This is a genomic window from Actinomyces haliotis, assembly GCF_015355765.1.
Taxonomy (GTDB): Bacteria; Actinomycetota; Actinomycetes; order Actinomycetales; family Actinomycetaceae; genus Actinomyces; species Actinomyces haliotis.
In genome coordinates this window covers 23,176-39,779 of sequence record NZ_JACWNA010000025.1, presented here as the reverse complement: position 1 = coordinate 39,779, position 16,604 = coordinate 23,176, and the positions used below count along the sequence as shown (strand labels likewise).

14 protein-coding genes are annotated in these 16,604 nt (G+C 74.3%); 11 read left to right on the top strand and 3 right to left on the bottom strand.

Translation table 11 applies throughout. From position 1 onward, the window contains the following. Window positions 1-108 precede the first annotated feature (108 nt). Window positions 109-330, bottom strand: coding sequence for a DUF3107 domain-containing protein (locus IXW69_RS10395; protein ID WP_194786275.1), 222 nt, complete (start codon window positions 328-330; stop codon window positions 109-111). Between the two features lie 222 nt (window positions 331-552). Between IXW69_RS10395 and IXW69_RS10390 the strand changes: the two genes are divergently transcribed. Together IXW69_RS10390 and IXW69_RS10385 are read left to right on the top strand one after the other, a co-directional pair. Next, window positions 553-3,969 (top strand): PD-(D/E)XK nuclease family protein, encoded by a 3,417-nt coding sequence (locus IXW69_RS10390; RefSeq protein ID WP_194786274.1) that lies wholly within the window; start codon window positions 553-555, stop codon window positions 3,967-3,969. Then, on the top strand, window positions 3,966-7,385 hold the full coding sequence (locus IXW69_RS10385; protein WP_194786273.1) for an ATP-dependent DNA helicase: 3,420 nt from the start codon (window positions 3,966-3,968) through the stop codon (window positions 7,383-7,385). Before IXW69_RS10390 ends, IXW69_RS10385 begins: the two co-directional genes overlap by 4 nt. 36 nt (window positions 7,386-7,421) lie before the next feature. On the opposite strand, the gene IXW69_RS10380 is transcribed toward IXW69_RS10385, so the two are convergent. Then, complete coding sequence (locus IXW69_RS10380) at window positions 7,422-8,696, bottom strand: phosphotransferase (RefSeq protein ID WP_194786272.1); 1,275 nt, start codon at window positions 8,694-8,696, stop codon at window positions 7,422-7,424. Window positions 8,697-8,991: 295 nt separating this feature from the next. Here IXW69_RS10380 and IXW69_RS10375 point away from each other — a divergent pair, with 295 nt between their 5' ends. The 7 genes from IXW69_RS10375 (at window position 8,992) to IXW69_RS10345 (ending at window position 13,888) form a co-directional block, all read left to right on the top strand. Further along, window positions 8,992-10,278, top strand: coding sequence for a CpaF family protein (locus tag IXW69_RS10375; protein WP_194786271.1), 1,287 nt, complete (start codon window positions 8,992-8,994; stop codon window positions 10,276-10,278). Further along, complete coding sequence (locus IXW69_RS10370; RefSeq protein WP_194786270.1) at window positions 10,278-11,129, top strand: type II secretion system F family protein; 852 nt, start codon at window positions 10,278-10,280, stop codon at window positions 11,127-11,129. Before IXW69_RS10375 ends, IXW69_RS10370 begins: the two co-directional genes overlap by 1 nt. Beyond that, entirely contained in the window at window positions 11,126-12,058 is a 933-nt protein-coding gene (locus tag IXW69_RS10365; protein WP_194786269.1) for a type II secretion system F family protein, read from the top strand. The genes IXW69_RS10370 and IXW69_RS10365 overlap by 4 nt, the downstream gene beginning before the upstream one ends. Before the next feature lie 61 nt (window positions 12,059-12,119). After that, window positions 12,120-12,338 (top strand): hypothetical protein, encoded by a 219-nt coding sequence (locus IXW69_RS10360; protein WP_194786268.1) that lies wholly within the window; start codon window positions 12,120-12,122, stop codon window positions 12,336-12,338. A 133-nt stretch (window positions 12,339-12,471) separates the two neighbouring features. Then, window positions 12,472-12,879 (top strand): TadE/TadG family type IV pilus assembly protein, encoded by a 408-nt coding sequence (locus IXW69_RS10355; protein ID WP_194786267.1) that lies wholly within the window; start codon window positions 12,472-12,474, stop codon window positions 12,877-12,879. Between the two features lie 44 nt (window positions 12,880-12,923). Further along, window positions 12,924-13,367, top strand: a complete 444-nt coding sequence (locus tag IXW69_RS10350; RefSeq protein WP_323745282.1) for a peptidase T4 — start codon at window positions 12,924-12,926, stop codon at window positions 13,365-13,367. Continuing rightward, complete coding sequence (locus IXW69_RS10345) at window positions 13,364-13,888, top strand: pilus assembly protein TadG-related protein (protein WP_194786266.1); 525 nt, start codon at window positions 13,364-13,366, stop codon at window positions 13,886-13,888. The genes IXW69_RS10350 and IXW69_RS10345 overlap by 4 nt, the downstream gene beginning before the upstream one ends. 129 nt (window positions 13,889-14,017) lie before the next feature. Here the strand turns inward: IXW69_RS10345 and IXW69_RS10340 are convergent, their stop codons facing one another. Then, window positions 14,018-14,389, bottom strand: coding sequence for a CBU_0592 family membrane protein (locus tag IXW69_RS10340; protein ID WP_228525296.1), 372 nt, complete (start codon window positions 14,387-14,389; stop codon window positions 14,018-14,020). Window positions 14,390-14,473: 84 nt separating this feature from the next. Between IXW69_RS10340 and IXW69_RS10335 the strand changes: the two genes are divergently transcribed. Together IXW69_RS10335 and prfB are read left to right on the top strand one after the other, a co-directional pair. Then, window positions 14,474-15,385 (top strand): LysR family transcriptional regulator, encoded by a 912-nt coding sequence (locus IXW69_RS10335; RefSeq protein WP_194786265.1) that lies wholly within the window; start codon window positions 14,474-14,476, stop codon window positions 15,383-15,385. Window positions 15,386-15,474: 89 nt separating this feature from the next. Beyond that, window positions 15,475-16,596, top strand: a complete 1,122-nt coding sequence (gene prfB / locus IXW69_RS10330; RefSeq protein ID WP_194786264.1) for a peptide chain release factor 2 — start codon at window positions 15,475-15,477, stop codon at window positions 16,594-16,596. Window positions 16,597-16,604 lie beyond the last annotated feature (8 nt).

Below are 16,604 nucleotides of genomic sequence, written 5' to 3'. Positions count from 1 at the left end.
TTTGGGGGTTCCCCCCCCCCGGGGTCTCCCCCCCCCCCCCCCCCCTCGGGGGCCGCCCCCCCCCCCGCCCGGGCGGGGGGCCCCACGACGTCGTGCGTGCGGGCTGGGTCAGATGCCGAAGCCGACGCGGCGCTGCGAGGCCTCACCGAGCTCGACGGAGGCGATGCCGCCGGCGGGGACGAAGACCTTGCGGCCCTTGTCGTCGGAGAGGATGAGCGGCTCGCCGTCGCGGTCGGCGCGGGTGAGGGCCTCGATGATCTCGTCCTGCGAGGCGGAGGTCTCCAGGTCGAGCTCGCGGCTCGAGTGCTTGACGGCGATGTGGATCTGCATGGTGGCTGCTCCTCGTGCTGACTGTGCTGTTGGCGCGGGCGCCCGGACCGGCCCGCGGCGGCCGGCGCCCCTGCGGGACGACGGCTTCGGTGCGTTGCGCTGGGCACGATCCTAGGTCGGGCCCGTGGCGCCGCCAGGGGCCTCAACCGCGTCCTCGCGGGCTTTTCGCGCCGCGCGGAAGGTCCTCCGATTCGCGTCGTGGGCCCGTGGTGGGATGGGGGCATGCACGAGGACACGACGCCGGAGCCCCTCCGTCTCCTGCCCGCCCGAGAGGTCCCGCCCCTGCCGGAGCCGGACGAGGACGCCGCGCGCGTCCTCGAGCGCGCGCGCGAGGGCTCGAACCTCGTCGTCCTCGGGGCCGCCGGGACCGGGCGCTCCACGCTCGCGCTCCGTCTCCTCGCCGAGGCCGTCCAGGACGGGCGGGACGCGCTCGTCCTGGCGCCCACGCGTGCTCGCGCGGACCAGCTGCGGGCCCGCGCCGCCCACCTCCTCGAGGGACGCGGCGGGGGAGTGGTGCGCGTGCGCACGCCCGCCGGCTTCGCCTTCACGATCCTCACCACCTCCCTCACCGCCCGGCCCGACCCGCTCCCGGCCCCGGTCCTGCTCGCGGGCGCCGAGGAGGACGCCGCGCTCGCGGCCCTCATCCGCCCGGAGCAGTGGCCGGGGCTGCCGAGCGAGGCCGTCGCCTCGCGTGCCTTCCGCACCGAGCTGCGCAACCTCCTCGCCCGTGCCGGCGAGCTCGGCGTGGACGCCGACGACCTCGCCCGCCTCGGCCGCGCCCTCGACGTCCCGCTGTGGGGCCCGGCCTCCGCCCTCCTGCGCACCTGGGACGCGCAGGGCCGCCCCTCCGCCGAGCGCCGCGGGGAGACGCGCCGCATGGACACCGCCCGCATCCAGGACCGCGCCGTCGAGGCTCTCACCTCCTGGGACGCCGACGGCGTCACCGAGCCGCGCCCCGTCCCGGACCTCGTCATCGTCGACGACTACCAGGACTGCACCGCCGCCACCGCCCGCCTGCTGACCGCCCTCAACGCACCGGACTCGGCGGGGCGCCGCGCCCAGGTCGTCGTCCTGGGGGACCCGGACGTCGCCGTCGAGACCTTCCGCGGCGGCTCCCCGAGCCTCCTCAACGAGGCCGAGGACCGCTCCGGCCTCGCCGCGGAGCGCCTCACGCTCAGCACCCTCCACCGCGGCGGGCCCGCCCTGGCCGCCGTGTGGGAGGACCAGTCCGCGCGCCTGCCCGTCTCCGGCACGGCCGCGCACCGCCGGCCCACCCTCGCTCAGGAGCCCGGGCGGGACACGAGCACGGGCGAGGGCACCGCGCCCCGACCCACCGGCGTGCTGCCCCTCGTCGCCGGCAGTGAGTCCCAGGAGGCCGCGCACGTCGCACGCCTCCTGCGTGCCGAGCGCATCCACCACGGCACCGGCTGGGGCGAGATGGCCGTCATCGTGCGCTCCTCGGGCCGCGCCCAGGCCGTCGCACGCGACCTGCGCCGCCGCGGCGTCCCCCTGGCCTCCTCGACGCCGGCCGTGCTGCTGCGCTCCGAGCCCGCCGCCTCCGCGCTCCTCGCGGTCGCCCGCGCAGGACTCGAGGGACGCCTCGGCGGACCGGACGCGCTCCCGGAGAGGCCCACGGCGCTCGACCTCCTCGCCAGCCCCCTCATCGGACTGAGCGTCCTCGACCTGCGCCGCCTGCGCCGTCGCCTGCGCGCGGACCGGCCCGCCGAGTCCAGCCCCGACGAGAACCTCCTGTCCGTCCTCGGCTCCGTCGACGGCGCCCGGGCCCTCGCGCACGCACTCGCCGAGGAGCCCCTGGCCGAGCAGGCCGAGCGCCTCGCCCGGGCGGCCGCCGTCATCGCCGCCGTCCGGGAGGTCGTCGAGACGGGCCGCGGGGCCGAGGGCTCCGGCCGGGTGGACGCCGAGCAGCTCCTCTGGGCCGCCTGGGCCGCCTCCGGGCGCGCCGAGGCCTGGCGCTCCATCGCCCTGGGCGGCGGCGCCTCCCACGCCGACGCCCTCCTCGCCGAGGCTGCTGAGAGGGACCTCGACGTCGTCACGGCCCTGTTCAAGCGCGCGGAGGTCTGGGCCGAGCGGCACCCCGGCGCCGACGCCGCCGCCTTCCTCACCGAGCTCGCCGAGGAGGTCCTCCCCTCGGACTCCGTGGCCCCCCTGGGCGTGCGCCCGGACGGCGTCTCCGTCCTCACGCCCGCCGCCGCGGCCGGTCGCGAGTGGCAGGTCGTCGCCGTCATGGGCCTCGGGCGCGACGCCTGGCCGGACCTGCGGCTGCGCGACTCCCTCACCCGCTCCGGCCTCCTCGTCGACGCCGTCACCGGCCGCCTCCCGCTCGGGGCCGACGGCGCCCCCTCCGGCGAGCTCGACGCCGCCTCCGCCCGCGCCCAGGTGCGCGCCGACGAGCGGCGCATGCTCCTGTCGGCCCTCACGAGAGCCTCCAGGAGGCTCGTCGTCACCGCCACCCAGGACGAGGACCACGCCCCCTCCGCCTTCCTCCTCGAGGTCGCCCGCGCCTGCGGCGTCCCGCTCCTCGACGAGCACGGCGCCGTCATCACCGCGCCCGACGTCGGCGACCTCACCCTGCGCGGGCTCGTCGGCGAGCTCCGTCGCGCCGCCGTCGCCGGAGCCCTCGAGGACGCCGACGACCCCGCCCGCGCACGGGGCAGGGCGGCCTCGGAGACCCTCGCGCTGCTCGCCTCCTCCGGGGTCGTCTCCGCCCACCCCGCCTCCTGGGACGGGATCGCCGGCCCGACCTCCCACGCGCCCCTCGTCGAGCCCGGCCGCGCCGTCCGCGTCAGCCCCTCCGACGTCGAGAGCATCGGCACCTGCCCACTGCGCTGGTTCCTCCAGCGTCAGGGCGGGGACGCGGGCGCCACCGGCGCCCAGAGCCTCGGCATCGTCATCCACGCCATCGGCGAGCAGGCCCAGCGCGAGGGACTGCGCGGTGAGGAGGTCATGGCCCTCCTCGAGGAGCGCCTGCCTGAGCTCTCGTATCCGGACACCTGGCTCGGCTCCCTCGCCGTCCAGCGCGCACGGGACCTCACCGAGCGGCTCGCCTCCTACCTCGACGGCGTGCCCGGGCGCGTCGACGTCGAGAAGCGCATCGACGTCGAGCTCGACCTGCTCGTGCCCGAGGCCCCGGGAGCCGACGTGGTCCGGGTCCACCTCGGCGGGCGCATCGACCGCATTGAGCACGTCGGCGAGGGACCGGACGGCGCCCCGCCCGTCACGGACGGCGACTCGCTCCCTGAGGGGCGCGGGGCTCGCGTGCGCGTCATGGACCTCAAGACCGGTGGTCGGCCCAAGACCGACCCCGCACGTCACGCCCAGCTCGCCACCTACCGCCTCGCCCTCGAGAACCACGGCTACGACGTCGTCGGCGCCGGCCTCGTCCAGCTCGGTGAGAAGCCCCTCAAGGACGGGCTCACGCGCGTCTTCCCCAAGGGGGCCGCGCTCGACGTCTCACCGGACCCGGAGACCGGCGAGGACTGGGCCTCCGACATGGTCGCCTCGGCAGCGCTCGACGCCTCCGGCGCGCACCTCGAGGCACGCACCGGTGCCCACTGCCAGTTCTGCCCCGTCAAGAGCTCCTGCCCGGCCGTCGCCGAAGGAAGGAGGGTCCTCGCATGACCCCGACGCACCCCGTGGGCGCCCACGACGCCCGCCGCAGCACGGAGGAGCGCACGGCCGATGCTCCGAGCGCGTGCCCTGACCTCAGCCCCGCCGAGCTCGCCCGCGCTCTCGAGATCCACGAGCCCACCGACGAGCAGGCCCGCGTCATCGCTCACCCGCTCACGCCGCTCCTCGTCGTCGCCGGCGCCGGATCCGGCAAGACCGCCACGATGAGCCAGCGCGTGGTCCACCTCGTCGCCACCGGACGCGTCCGCGCCGACGGCGTCCTCGGCCTGACCTTCACCCGGAAGGCCACCGCCGAGCTCGCCCAGCGCGTCGGCGCCCGCCTCGACCAGCTCGCCGCCTCCGGCCTCATCGAGGCCGACGAGGACTCGCCCGAGCCGACCATCGCCACCTACAACTCCTTCGCCGGCTCCCTCGTGCGGGACCACGGCCTGCGGATCGGTGTGGACCCCGACTCCACGCTCATCACCGAGGCCCGCGCCTGGCAGATCGCCTCCGACCTCGTCGAGTCGCGCTCCGAGCCGCTCCCGATCGAGTCCCTCAGCTCGGCCACGCAGGCCGTGCTCCGCCTCGACGGCGCCCTGTCCGAGAACCTGCTCACCGTCGAGGACGCCGCCGCGCAGATCGGGGAGCTCGAGGAGCTCTTCGCCGGCCTCGCCGGGATCCGCGGCCTCAAGACCGCCTTCGGCAAGCCCTCGAGCACGATGGGCGAGCAGCTCGGCATGCTCGAGGTGGTCGCCGCCTTCCGGGAGCGCAAGCGCGCCCGGTCGCTCCTCACGTTCGGGGACCAGATCGCGCTCGCCTGCCGCATCGCCGCGGAGGTCCCCGAGGCGGCGCGCGCCGTGCGCCGCCAGTACCCGGCCGTCCTCCTCGACGAGTTCCAGGACACCTCCGTCGCCCAGGTCCGGCTCCTGTCCGGGCTCTTCGCCGGCAGCGGCGTCACCGCCGTCGGCGACCCCAACCAGGCGATCTACGGCTGGCGCGGAGCGAGCGCCGGCGCACTCGACTCCTTCCACGCCGCCTTCAACCCGGCCGGCACGGCCGCCGTCGAGGCGGGCGCGGACCCGGACGAGGCCACCCCGGTCCTCCCGCTGTCGACCGCCTGGCGCAACGACGTCGCCGTCCTCGACGCCGCGAACGTCGTCTCCACGCCCTTGCGCGTCCACTCCGTCCAGCCGGGCGACGCCGTTGTCTCCCACATCCCCGTCGAGCCGCTGCGCCCCCGGCCGGCCGCCGCGGGCCTCGCCCAGGGCTCGGTCCTCGGCGCCTTCCTCCCGGACTCGCTCGCCGAGGCGGACACCGTCGCCGTCTTCATGGAGGAGCGCTGGGGCGTGGACGTCTCACTCGCGGTCCTGTCCCGCACGCACGCCGCTCTCGAGCCCGTCGCCGATGCCCTGGGCGCGCGCGGGATCCCCTACGAGGTCGTCGGCATCGGAGGGCTCCTCACGCTCCCCGAGGTCGCCGACGTCCGGGCGCTGCTCACCGTGGCCGCGGACCCGGAGCGCGGCGACAGGCTCATGCGCCTGCTCACCGGTGCCGGCATCGGTGCCACCGACCTGCGCGCCCTGCACGACTACGCCCGCCTCCAGGTGCGCGGCCCCGTCCGCGAGGAGGCCCCCGAGGGGGAGGAGAACCCCGACGCGCCCCTCCTCTCCGAGGCGATCGAGGCGATCGCCCGCCGCGCGGACGCCGCCCGCGACGGCGTCGCCGCCGTCAGCGTCCCCGGGCTCACGCCTGCGGGGACGCGCTTGGCGGACCGGCTGGCCCGGCGGGTGCGCCGCGTCCGCTCGGCGCTCGCACTGCCCCTGCCGGACCTCGTCGTGCTCGCCGAGCAGGCACTCGGCCTCGACGTCGAGATCGCCGCCCGGGTCGACGCCCCGCTGGGGCGGCGCGGCCTGGACGCCTTCCGGGGCGTCGCCGAGCAGTACGCCGCGGACATCGACGCCCCCACCCTTGCGGGCTTCCTCGAGTGGCTCGACGTCGCCGAGGAGCGCGAGGGCGCGCTCGGCCTCCCGGAGGTCGAGCCGGAGCCGGGCGCCGTCCAGCTCCTCACGGTCCACGCCGCCAAGGGCCTCGAGTGGGACTCCGTGGCCGTCATCGGTCTCAACGAGGGCGCCTTCCCCATGTACGACGCCGCTCCCAAGGAGGACCTGTCCGTCTCGGACTCCTCGTGGATGACGAAGAAGAACGAGTTCCCGCACCCGCTGCGCGCCGACGCCGGCACCCTGCCGCCCTTCGATCTCGGGGCCCTCGAACCGCCCGCCGTGGAGAAGGCCGATGCGAAGGACCTCCTCGACCAGTACACGCAGGCCCTCGGGCGCTACGGTGTGGCCGAGGAGCGGCGCCTCGCCTACGTGGCCGTCACGCGGGCCCGCCACGACGTGCTCCTCACCGGCTCGCACTTCTCCAAGACCTCGAGCCGAACCCGGCCCATGAGCCGCTTCCTCGCCGAGCTCCACCGCCGCGAGCTCGTCACGCCCTACGGCGCCGGCTTCACCGAGCTCGCTGAGGACGCCGAGAACCCCATGGCTGCGGCGTCGACGACGGCGCGGTGGCCTGTCGAGCCCGACGACCTCGCCGGCGCGGGCCCCGAGGGCGCCGAGAGGCGGGCTCGCCTGGCTGTCGCTGAGGCGGTTCGTGCCCTGCGTACGGGAGCGGAGGCGACGGACGCTCCCGACGGCGCCGAGGCAGGTGGTAGTGGCTCCGGGACCCCGGACGCGATCGCGGCTCGCTGGCGCGAGGAGGCGGCCCTCCTTCTCGCCGAGCGCGCCCGGCGCGACAGCGGGGCGCCGTCGGTCCGGCTCCCGCAGCACCTCGCGGCGACGGGCTGGGAGAGGCTGCGGAGCGGCCAGAACGCCTTCGCGCTCGACCTGCGCCGCCCACTGCCTCCGCAGCCTCGACCAGAGGGGCGGCTCGGCACGGTGTTCCACGCGGCGATCGCCCAGAGGTTCGCCTCCGGCCAGGCGCTCCTCACGCTCGAGGACGCCGGCGTCCCGGACACGGTGAGCCCAGAGGACAGGGCGAAGCTCGAGCGCTGGCTCGACACGGCCGAGCAGCTGCCGCTGCTCGACGGTTACACGCTCGCCGCCACCGAGACGGACCGCGAGCTGACCCTCGGCGCAACCACGCTTCGCTGCCGCATCGACGCGGTCTTCCGACGCGTCGGCTCCGCGGAGGACGACCCCGGCGCGTGGCTCATCGTGGACTGGAAGACCGGTGGCAAGCCGGTGCCGGCGGGTCAGCTCAGCGTCTACGTCCACGCCTGGTCGCTCTCACTGGGCGTGCCCACGGAGGCGGTGCGAGCGGCTTACGTCTACGTCAACGATCCCGGCGGCAAGGTCGACGAGCTCGCCGCTGAGGACGTCCTGCCTCTCGCCGAGATCGAGGAGGTTCTCAGCGCTCGCACCTGAGTGGGGCCGTGGGCCGGCGGTCGGTGTGAGGAGCCGTCAGTCGTGGTGGGGGCGCTGGCGCGCCGCGAGGCGCACGATCGTGTCATCCGCCCCGGGTTCCGGTGCGGACGTCTCCTCGGCCGAGGCAGCCGCCTCGGCCTGAGCGTCGTCGGCCTCGCCCGCCACGTTGCCCTGGGACCCGGCGCCGTCCACGTCCTCGGCGTCGTCGTCGAGGTGCTCCGGGAGCGGGTCGACGGCAGCCAGGTGCGGTGCCGCCTCCTCGGTGATCGTCTGCGACCCGACCTGGCTGGCGAGGTCGGTGAGCATGTCGACCGCGTCGGCCGTGATGCCGTCGTTGTCGGCGCGGACGCCGTGGAGGAGCCAGCGCACCAGGCTGAGCTCGCTCACGAGCTCCGCGCGGTCGCGCAGGTGCTTGTCGGTGCCCTCGGCCCGAGCCGCCTCGTAGGCGGCCTCGACCGAGTCCAGGCAGTCGACGGGCACGGAGGAGTAGACCCAGGCGAGGTCCTCGGCCGGGTCGCCGACGTGGGTGAGCCCCAGGCCTCGGATCGCGGTGACCGCGCCGCCACTGGTGAGCACGTTCTCCTCGGCGAGGTCGCCGTGGACGAGGACGGGCTTGAAGTGCCAGAGGCTCGCGTCGGAGAGCGCCGTCTCCCAGCGGTCGAGGAGGACCTCGGGGACCTTGCCGGTCGCGCGCGCCTCGTCGAGGAGGGACTCCCAGCGCTGGCGCGTCTCCTCAGCGTCGTAGACCGGCATCCCGGAGTCGGCGACGATGTCGGTGCTCAGCTCGTGCAGCTCGCCCAGCGCACGTCCCAGTCCTGCGGACAGCCCGGGACCGGGACGGAGGGCGGACAAGTCGATGGGGTGTCCCTCGAGGTGGGAGCGGACCTGGACGTGCGCGTCCTTGCGTCGCAGCGACCCGGCGGGGCGGGGCACGCCGAAGCTGAGGTAGCCGTCGTCGACGACGCGGCCGATGCGCTTGAGGACCTCGGCCTCGGCCTCGAGGGCGGCGCCCGTGGCGTCGTCACGCGCCTCGAGGACCTCCCAGTGGCGGCCCTTGGTGTCGATGACCCCGACGACGTGGAGCTCGGGGGACTCCTCCTGCGGAAGCGCAAGCTTGGCGGCGTCGAGGCCGGGGACGGCGACGCCGGCCATGGCGGCCAGGGCGAGGGCGCTGTGCTGCCGGGGGAGCGAGGTCGGCTCCTTCGGCCTCTCGGCCGCCTCAGCCGCGTCGGTCCTGGTCGCGGCGGCGTCCGACGGGTCCTGCGCGTCGGTCGGTGCGGCGGGGGCGTTCTCGGAGGGGGGCTGCGACATGGCCCCAACGGTAGGGGAGGAGCCTGACTGGTCGTCGTCGGCGCGCCCCGGCGGCGCACGTCGCGAGGGACACCACCTGCGCCCCGGGTGGCGGGGCTGCGGATTCGGCTACCCCCGTGCGGGACCGCCCTCTCCCGCATCCGCCGCAGGGTTATCCACAGGGAGCGTCCAGGTCCTCGCGGCGTGACCGTGCCGTGACCTAGCCTCGACGTGCGGCACCACTCATCGGCGCGTGGTGCCGCAACGCCAGGAACCGCGCCGTTCCCGACCGCACCCCACCCATCCCGAGGACCCCATGGACGCAGCCGCCCTGCTGCACACCGAGATCCGCGAGCTCGTCAGGCGCCGTGGTATCGACCCGCTCCACGACGTCGACTCCCTCGAGGCGCTCGTCGACGAGGCGAGCGCCGACTACCTGCGTCGCGCCGACGCCGGTCTCGTCCCGCCGCTCACCGACCCCGAGGCCGCTGGCGCCGACGTCGTCGACGCCCTCGCGGGAGTCGGACCGCTGCAGCGCTACCTCGACGACGACTCCATCGAGGAGGTGTGGGTCAACGCGCCCGGTCGCGTCTTCGTCGCGCGATCGGGACGGTCCGAGCTCACCACGACGATCCTCGAGGACGAGGACCTGCGCGTCCTCGTCGAGCGGATGCTCCGCTCGAGCGGACGGCGCCTCGACCTGTCCAGCCCCTTCGTCGACGCTCAGCTCCCGGGAGGCGAGCGCCTCCACGTCGCCATCCCGCCCATCACCTCGAGTCACTGGGCCGTCAACATCCGCAAGCACACTGCGCGTGCCTCGCGCACGGCCGACCTCGTGCGCATGGGCTCTCTCACCGCCCGCGCCGCTGCCTTCCTCGACGCCTCGGTCCAGGCGGGGCTCAACGTGCTCGTCAGCGGCGCCACTCAGGCCGGGAAGACGACGATGGTCCGCGCCCTCGCGGGCGCGATCCCCTCGGGCCAGCGGATCGTCACCTGCGAGGAGGTCTTCGAGCTCTCGCTCCGCAACCGCGACTGCGTCGCGATGCAGACGCGGCCCGCGAACCTCGAGGGCGTCGGCGAGATCACGCTGCGTCGCCTCGTCAAGGAGGCCCTGCGCATGCGCCCGGACCGCCTCATCATCGGCGAGGTCCGTGAGGCCGAGGCCCTCGACATGCTCATCGCGGCGAACTCCGGCCTTCCCGCCATGTCGACCCTCCACGCCAACTCCGCCCGCGAGGCCGTTGTCAAGATCTGCACCCTCCCCCTCCTCGCGGGCGAGAACGTGTCCTCGGCCTTCGTCGTCCCGACCGTCGCCGGCGCGATCGACCTCGTCGTCCACCTCGACCTCGACGCGCGGGGTCACCGACGTGTCCGTGAGATCGCCAGCCTGTCCGGGCGCGTCGAGAACGGTGTCATCGAGCTCGCGGACCTCTTCCACCGCGACGGCACCGGCCAGCTCGTCCGAGGTCCCGGCATGCCCCCGGACCCGGAGCGCTACGCGCGCGCCGGTCACGACCTCGCCGAGCTGCTCGCCACGTCCCCGAGCCGGCCGGGCGAGGCCACGGACCGGGTTGCCGACGACGCGCGCCGGGGGTGGGAGTGATGGGCGCGCTCGCCGGCCTTCTCCTAGGCCTCGGTCTCGTCCTCACCTGGTTGGCGCTCACGACGGAGCCGCCTCGCTGGCGCTCCGAGCGCTCGCGTCGGCTCGCCGACCTCCTCATCCAGGCCGGTGCCGGACGCACGAGCCCCGCGGCCTTCGTCGGCGGGTGCGTCACGCTCAGTGCCGTCGTCGCCCTCATCTTCCTCGGGCTGTCCGGCGCCTGGCCCATCGCCTGCGCCTTCGGCGCCATCGCCGGCAGCGCCCCCTTCGTCCTGGTCTCGTCTCGAGCCCGGGCGCGACGCACGCGCCTGCGCGAGGTCTGGCCCGAGGCCGTCGACACCCTCGTCTCGGGCGTGCGCGCCGGCATGAGCCTCCCGGAGGCCCTGTCCAACCTCGGTGAGCGCGGTCCGGAGGCCGTTCGCCCGGAGTTCCAGGCCTTCGCTGCTGACTACGCCGCCACCGCCCGCTTCGACCACTGCCTCGACCGACTCAAGGCCCGCTTCGCCGACCCGGTCGCCGACCGCATCGTCGAGGCGCTCCGGCTCGCCCACGAGGTCGGCGGGACGGACCTCGGGATCCTCCTGCGGTCCCTGTCCAGGATGCTGCGCGAGGACATGCGCACCCGCGGCGAGCTCGAGGCACGACAGTCCTGGACGGTCAACGGCGCCAAGGTCGCGGTCGCCGCGCCGTGGCTCGTCCTCGCGCTCCTGTCCACGCGGCCCCAGGCGGCCGCGGCCTACGGGACCACCTCGGGCGCCGTCGTCCTCGCCGTCGGAGGCGTGGCCAGCGTCCTCGCCTACCGGCTCATGCTGAGGCTCGGGCGCCTGCCCGAGGAGGAGCGGGTGCTTCGATGAGTCCTCAGCTCCTTGGCCCGCTCGCAGGCCTTCTTGCGGCCCTGGGGATCCTCGGTTTGCTCGACGCGTCGCGCCGGCGTCGCCCGACGCTCCTCAGCCGCGTCGCCCCGTACGTGCACGACCGTCCCCGTACCTCCTCCCTGCTGAGCCCCGCCGCGCCAGTCGGAGACGGGCGCACGGTCACCGGCCTGCTGCTCGCGGCGGTCGCTGCCTCCGGGCGGCTGCTCGAGGGGCTCGGCTCCTCAGCAGAGTCGGTCCGGACTCGGCTGCGCCGCTCGGGCTCCCGTCTCACCTACGAGGAGCTGCGCGTCCAGCAGCTCCTGTGGGCCGGACTCGGCCTGGGTGCCGCCGTCGCGCTCGGCCTGCTCGCGGCGCTCGTCCGGCCGGTCAACGTGCCGGTCCTGGTCGTGGGGGCTCTCGTGGCCGCTGTCGTCGGCGCCGCCGCGCGGGACTGGTGGCTGACGCGGGCCGTCGCCGAGCGCCAACGGCGCATCGAGGCCCAGCTGCCCGACGTCGTCGAGCTCCTCGCCCTCGTCGTCGGCGCAGGCCAGGGGCCCGTCGCCGCCATTGAGCGCGTCGTCGAGATCGGTCGCGGCGACCTCGTCGATGAGCTGGCCGTGACGCTCGCCGACGTCCGTTCCGGCACGGTCCTCACGACGGCGCTCATCCACCTCGAGGACCGGGTCGAGTCCCTCCACGTCACCCGCCTGTCCGAGGCGATCGCCGTCGCGCTCGAGCGCGGCACCCCGCTCGCCGACGTCCTCCGGTCGCAGGCCGCCGACGCCCGCGAGGCCTCGCGTCGCGCGCTCATGGAGGAGGGCGGAAGGAGAGAGATCGCCCAGATGGTTCCCGTGGTCTTCCTCGTCCTGCCCATCACGGTCGTCTTCGCGCTGTTCCCCGGTCTCTTCGTGCTCCGCCTCGGGCTGTGACCGCGGGAAGGTCCCCCATCCCATCCGTCCACCACCCACCCCACCCGGAAGGAATCCCGCCATGCGCACCACCACCCTCCTCACCCGCCTCCGCCGACAGCTCGCCGGTCTGTCGGACCGTGCCGCTCGAGCGCTCGCCTCCGAACGCGGCGACGTCCCGGGCTGGGTCCTCGTCACGCTCATGACCGCCGGACTCGTCGTCGCGCTGTGGGCCGTGGCCGGTCCCGCGCTCACCCAGGTATTCACCGACGCCATCGCCAAGGTCACCGGTGCCATCTGAGGGGCGTACGCGCTGCGGTCGGGTGGGAGGTCGCGCTCGGGTCCTGGGCGTCGAGACGTCCGAGCCGGCCGAGACGTCCGAGCCGTGTGTGACGCGGCGAGGGCCGACCGGTGGCGGCAGGCCCGAGCGCCACTTGGCCCGCCTGGTCTCCGAGGAGGGCTCAGCCGTCGTCGACTTCGTCCTCGTCGGGGTCCTCGTGATCGCCGTCGCGCTCGCGCTCATGCAGCTCGCGCTCGGCCTCCACGTCCGCAACGTCGTCACCGACGCCGCGGGCGAGGGCGCCCGTCGAGCCGCCCTCGTCGGCGGGACTGAGGCCGAGGCCGAGCAGCGCGTGCGCGCCCTGACCGGCGCGGCGCTCACCGAGGACTACGTCGACTCCGTGACGGTCAGCCGGACGACCGCTGACGGCGTGGCCGTCGTCCAGGTTGATGTGACGGCGCCCGTGCCGGTCCTCGGGCTGCTCGGCCCGGGCGGCACCCTCCACGTGACCGGCCACGCCGTCGACGAGGCCGGCCTCCTCCGCGGGGGGAGCCTGCCGTGACACCCTCCTGCCCCGGCCCGCCGGCGCCGCCCGCGAGAGGAGCCGTGCCGGTCCGTCCGGGCACGTGGCTCCGTGCGCGACTGGCCGACGACTCGGGCAACGCGCCCGTAGAGTTCATCGGCTGGGTGCTGGCACTCGTCGTCCCGGTCCTGTATCTCCTCGTGACCCTCTCGCAGGTCCAGGCGACCTCCTTCGCCGTCGCCTCGGCCGCCGACGCCGCCGCACGGGTCCTCGCCGTCGAGACCGGACCCGAGGCCCAGGCCCACGCGCGCACTGCCGTCGGGCTCGCACTCCAGGACCAGCACGTCGACACGAACCCGATGTCCGCGCTGACCACGAGCTGCTCGGTCAAGGGCTGCGACGAGGGCGTCGTCGTGCACGTCGAGGCTGGAGTCGACCTGCCCGGGCTCGCCGCCCTCGGTCTGGGGCGCGACGTCGTCGTCCTCGACGCCTCACGCCGTGTCACGCTGGCGGGGGCGGGCCAGTGAGACCGCCGGCGCCCGCTCAGGATCGGCGAGCCCTCCGTCACCTGCACGACGAGGAGGACGGCCAGACCCTCATCCTGGGGATCGGACTCATCGCCGTCGCCCTCGCCCTCATCCTCGTCATCGCGTCGGCGACCTCGGTCTACCTCGACCTCAAGCGTCTCACGTCGATGGCCGACCAGGCTGCGGCCGCTGCCGCGCAGAGCGTCGACGAGGCCGCCTACTACGCCTCCGGATCCACCGGGTCCACCGGCTCATCGGGCTCGAACGGCGACGCGGGCACCGCGCTCGTGCTGAGCGACGCCGGCGTGCGGGCCTCCGCGGCCGAGCACCTCGCGGGGGAGGAGCTCTCCGGCGGGCTGTCCGGTGTCACTCTCACGAGTGCCGAGGCGCCTGATGGCGCCACCGCCGTCGTCACCCTGACCGCCCGATCACAGCCGCCCTTTCTCCCCTGGGGGATCATCCCCGCCGACGGCTTCACCATCACGGCGACCGGCTCCGCGCGCGGGGCGACCGCACCGTGACGGAGCCCGGCGACGCTGGCTGCCATGACGACGGGGCCCGCCCACCTTCTCGGTGGACGGGCCCCGTCCCTGTCTCGTACGCGGCTGCTGCCGGTGACGTGCTCACCCGCGACAGCGCCGCGAGGAGCGTCACGCGTCGATGAGGGAGAGCTCGGCGAGCTCGGCCGTGGCGACGGCGCCGCGGCGGGCGCGGGCGGCGGCGCTGCGAGCGGCCATCTCCTCGCGGCGACGGCGGGCGAGCTGCGCGATGTAGGCGCGCTTGACGGTGAGGAGGATCGTGATCCCGACGAGGAGGTAGAAGACGTTGGAGATGGCGGACGGCCAGGCGCCGGTGTAGGCGCAGTTGGTCATGAGGAGGATGGAGCCGGTGATGTTGAGGGCCTGGTACCGCAGGGAGTCGCCGGCGACGCGGTTCTCCGAGATGAGGAAGTAGCCGAAGAGGAACTCCCCGGCGCCCACCCAGCCGCCGATGGAGATGATGGTTGCGAGCACGTTGTTCATGGCTCGGATACTTCCTCCGCGGTAGGTGTAGATCAATCGCAGGTTACTGCAGCCGGTATGAAGGAAATCTGAAATACTCCTCGCGTGGATGTCTCACCTCACAGACTCAGCGTGCTCCTCGCCGTGCACCGTGCCGGCGGGATCGTCGCAGCCGCGGAATCCCAGCACGTGTCGCCCTCAGCCATCTCTCAGCAGATCAAGCTGCTCGAGAAGGAGGCACGCACCCGTGTGATCGACAGAACACCTCGCGGAGCCGTCCTCACCGACGCCGGACGCGTGCTCGTCGAGACCGCGGAGCGCATCGAGGAGGAGCTCGCCACCGCCCGCCGCGAGCTCGCGCGCATCGACGACTCCGCCCCCACCGGGCGGGTCGTCATCGCCTCCTTCTCCACCGCGATCCGGGCTCTCCTGCTCCCCATGCTCGCCACCATCACCGAGTCCCACCCGGGCCTCGAGGTCTACGTCGAGGAGGGCGAGGAGCGCCTCAACCTCGCCCGCCTGCGCCGCGGCGAGATCGACCTCGTGCTCCTCGAGCGCGACTCCCACACCCTCCCGCCCGCCCCGCGCGGACTCACCGACGTCCCTCTCCTCGACGAGTCCTGGCTCGTCTGCGTCCCGCCGGACCAGCCGACCCCCTCGACGCTCGCCGACCTCGTGCGCGCCACCTGGATCGACCTCGACCCCGACACCGCCGGCGCCTTCGCCCTCACCCGCCTGGCACGGCAGATCGGCACCCCGCTCACCCTCCACCACCGCGCCTACGACTACGACGTCGTCCTCGCCATGGTGAACCAGGGGCTCGGCTACGCCCTCCTGCCCGAGCTCGCCGTCCGCTCGAGCAACGTGCCCGACGGCGTCTCCATCGCACGCCTTCCCGGGCTCGGCACCCGCCAGCTCGCCGTCCGTCACCGCTCCGTGCGCGGCGAGCCGGGACCCGCGACCCGCGCCGCGCTCGACGTCCTCCTCCAGCAGGCGGCCTCCCTCGACATGGGCTGAGGCCGTCCTGACGGCGTGACCAGCGTCCCGCCGTCGCCGGGCGCCCGACCAGGGGGGAGAGCGGAGAACCCCTGCCGTAGAGTGGCCCCGTGGCCACAGACTTCCCCGCAGAGATCGAACGACTCCGACACACCTACGCGTCCATCGCCGCGGTGACCGACCCCGAGGCGCTGCGCGCCCGGATCGCCGAGCTCTCCGAGGCCGCTGCCGCGCCCGACCTGTGGGACGACCCCGACGCCGCCCAGGTCGTCACCTCGAACCTCTCGCACGCCCAGGCCGACCTCAAGCGCGTCGAGGACCTCGGCAGCCGCATCGACGACCTCGAGGCCATGGTCGAGATGGCCGGCGAGGAGAGCGGCGAAGATGCTGACGAGCTCATCGCCGAGGCGGAGAACGACCTCGGCACCATCTCGAAGGACCTCTCCGACCTCGAGATCCGGACCCTGCTCTCCGGTGAGTACGACCCCCGCGACGCCGTCGTCACCATCCGCTCCGGCGCGGGTGGCGTGGACGCCGCGGACTTCGCCGAGATGCTCCTGCGCATGTACACGCGCTGGGCCGAGCGCCACGAGTACCCCGTGAAGATCCTCAACACCTCCTACGCCGAGGAGGCGGGCCTCAAGTCCGTCACCTTCGAGGTCCACGCTCCCTACGCCTACGGCACGCTGTCCGTCGAGGGCGGTACCCACCGCCTCGTGCGCATCAGCCCCTTCGACAACCAGGGGCGCCGCCAGACCTCCTTCGCCGCCGTGGAGGTCATCCCGCTCATCGAGTCGACCGACCACATCGACATCCCCGAGACGGACATCCGCGTCGACGTCTTCCGCTCCTCGGGACCCGGCGGCCAGTCCGTCAACACGACCGACTCCGCCGTCCGCATCACCCACCTCCCTACGGGCCTCGTGGTCTCCATGCAGGACGAGAAGTCGCAGATCCAGAACCGCGCCGCCGCCATGCGAGTCCTGCAGTCGCGCCTGCTCCTGCTCAAGCAGCAGGAGGAGGACGCGAAGAAGAAGGAGCTCGCCGGCGACGTCAAGGCCTCCTGGGGAGACCAGATGCGCTCCTACGTCCTCAACCCGTACCAGATGGTCAAGGACCTGCGGACCAACTTCGAGGTCGGCAACCCCGACTCCGTCTTCGACGGCGACATCGACGGCTTCATCGACGCCGGCATCCGCTGGCGCAAGCAGGAGGAGCAGTCCGATGACTGACTCCCTCC

What these genes read in the sequence shown, in the direction of transcription:
- IXW69_RS10360 (WP_194786268.1), top strand. Translation starts at nt 12,120, where the DNA reads ATGCGCACCACCACCCTCCTCACCCGCCTCCGCCGACAGCTCGCCGGT.
- IXW69_RS10385 (WP_194786273.1), top strand. Translation starts at nt 3,966, where the DNA reads ATGACCCCGACGCACCCCGTGGGCGCCCACGACGCCCGCCGCAGCACG.
- IXW69_RS10370 (WP_194786270.1), top strand. Translation starts at nt 10,278, where the DNA reads ATGGGCGCGCTCGCCGGCCTTCTCCTAGGCCTCGGTCTCGTCCTCACC.
- IXW69_RS10390 (WP_194786274.1), top strand. Translation starts at nt 553, where the DNA reads ATGCACGAGGACACGACGCCGGAGCCCCTCCGTCTCCTGCCCGCCCGA.
- IXW69_RS10395 (WP_194786275.1), bottom strand. Translation starts at nt 330, where the DNA reads ATGCAGATCCACATCGCCGTCAAGCACTCGAGCCGCGAGCTCGACCTG.
- IXW69_RS10375 (WP_194786271.1), top strand. Translation starts at nt 8,992, where the DNA reads ATGGACGCAGCCGCCCTGCTGCACACCGAGATCCGCGAGCTCGTCAGG.
- IXW69_RS10340 (WP_228525296.1), bottom strand. Translation starts at nt 14,389, where the DNA reads ATGAACAACGTGCTCGCAACCATCATCTCCATCGGCGGCTGGGTGGGC.
- IXW69_RS10365 (WP_194786269.1), top strand. Translation starts at nt 11,126, where the DNA reads ATGAGTCCTCAGCTCCTTGGCCCGCTCGCAGGCCTTCTTGCGGCCCTG.
- IXW69_RS10380 (WP_194786272.1), bottom strand. Translation starts at nt 8,696, where the DNA reads ATGTCGCAGCCCCCCTCCGAGAACGCCCCCGCCGCACCGACCGACGCG.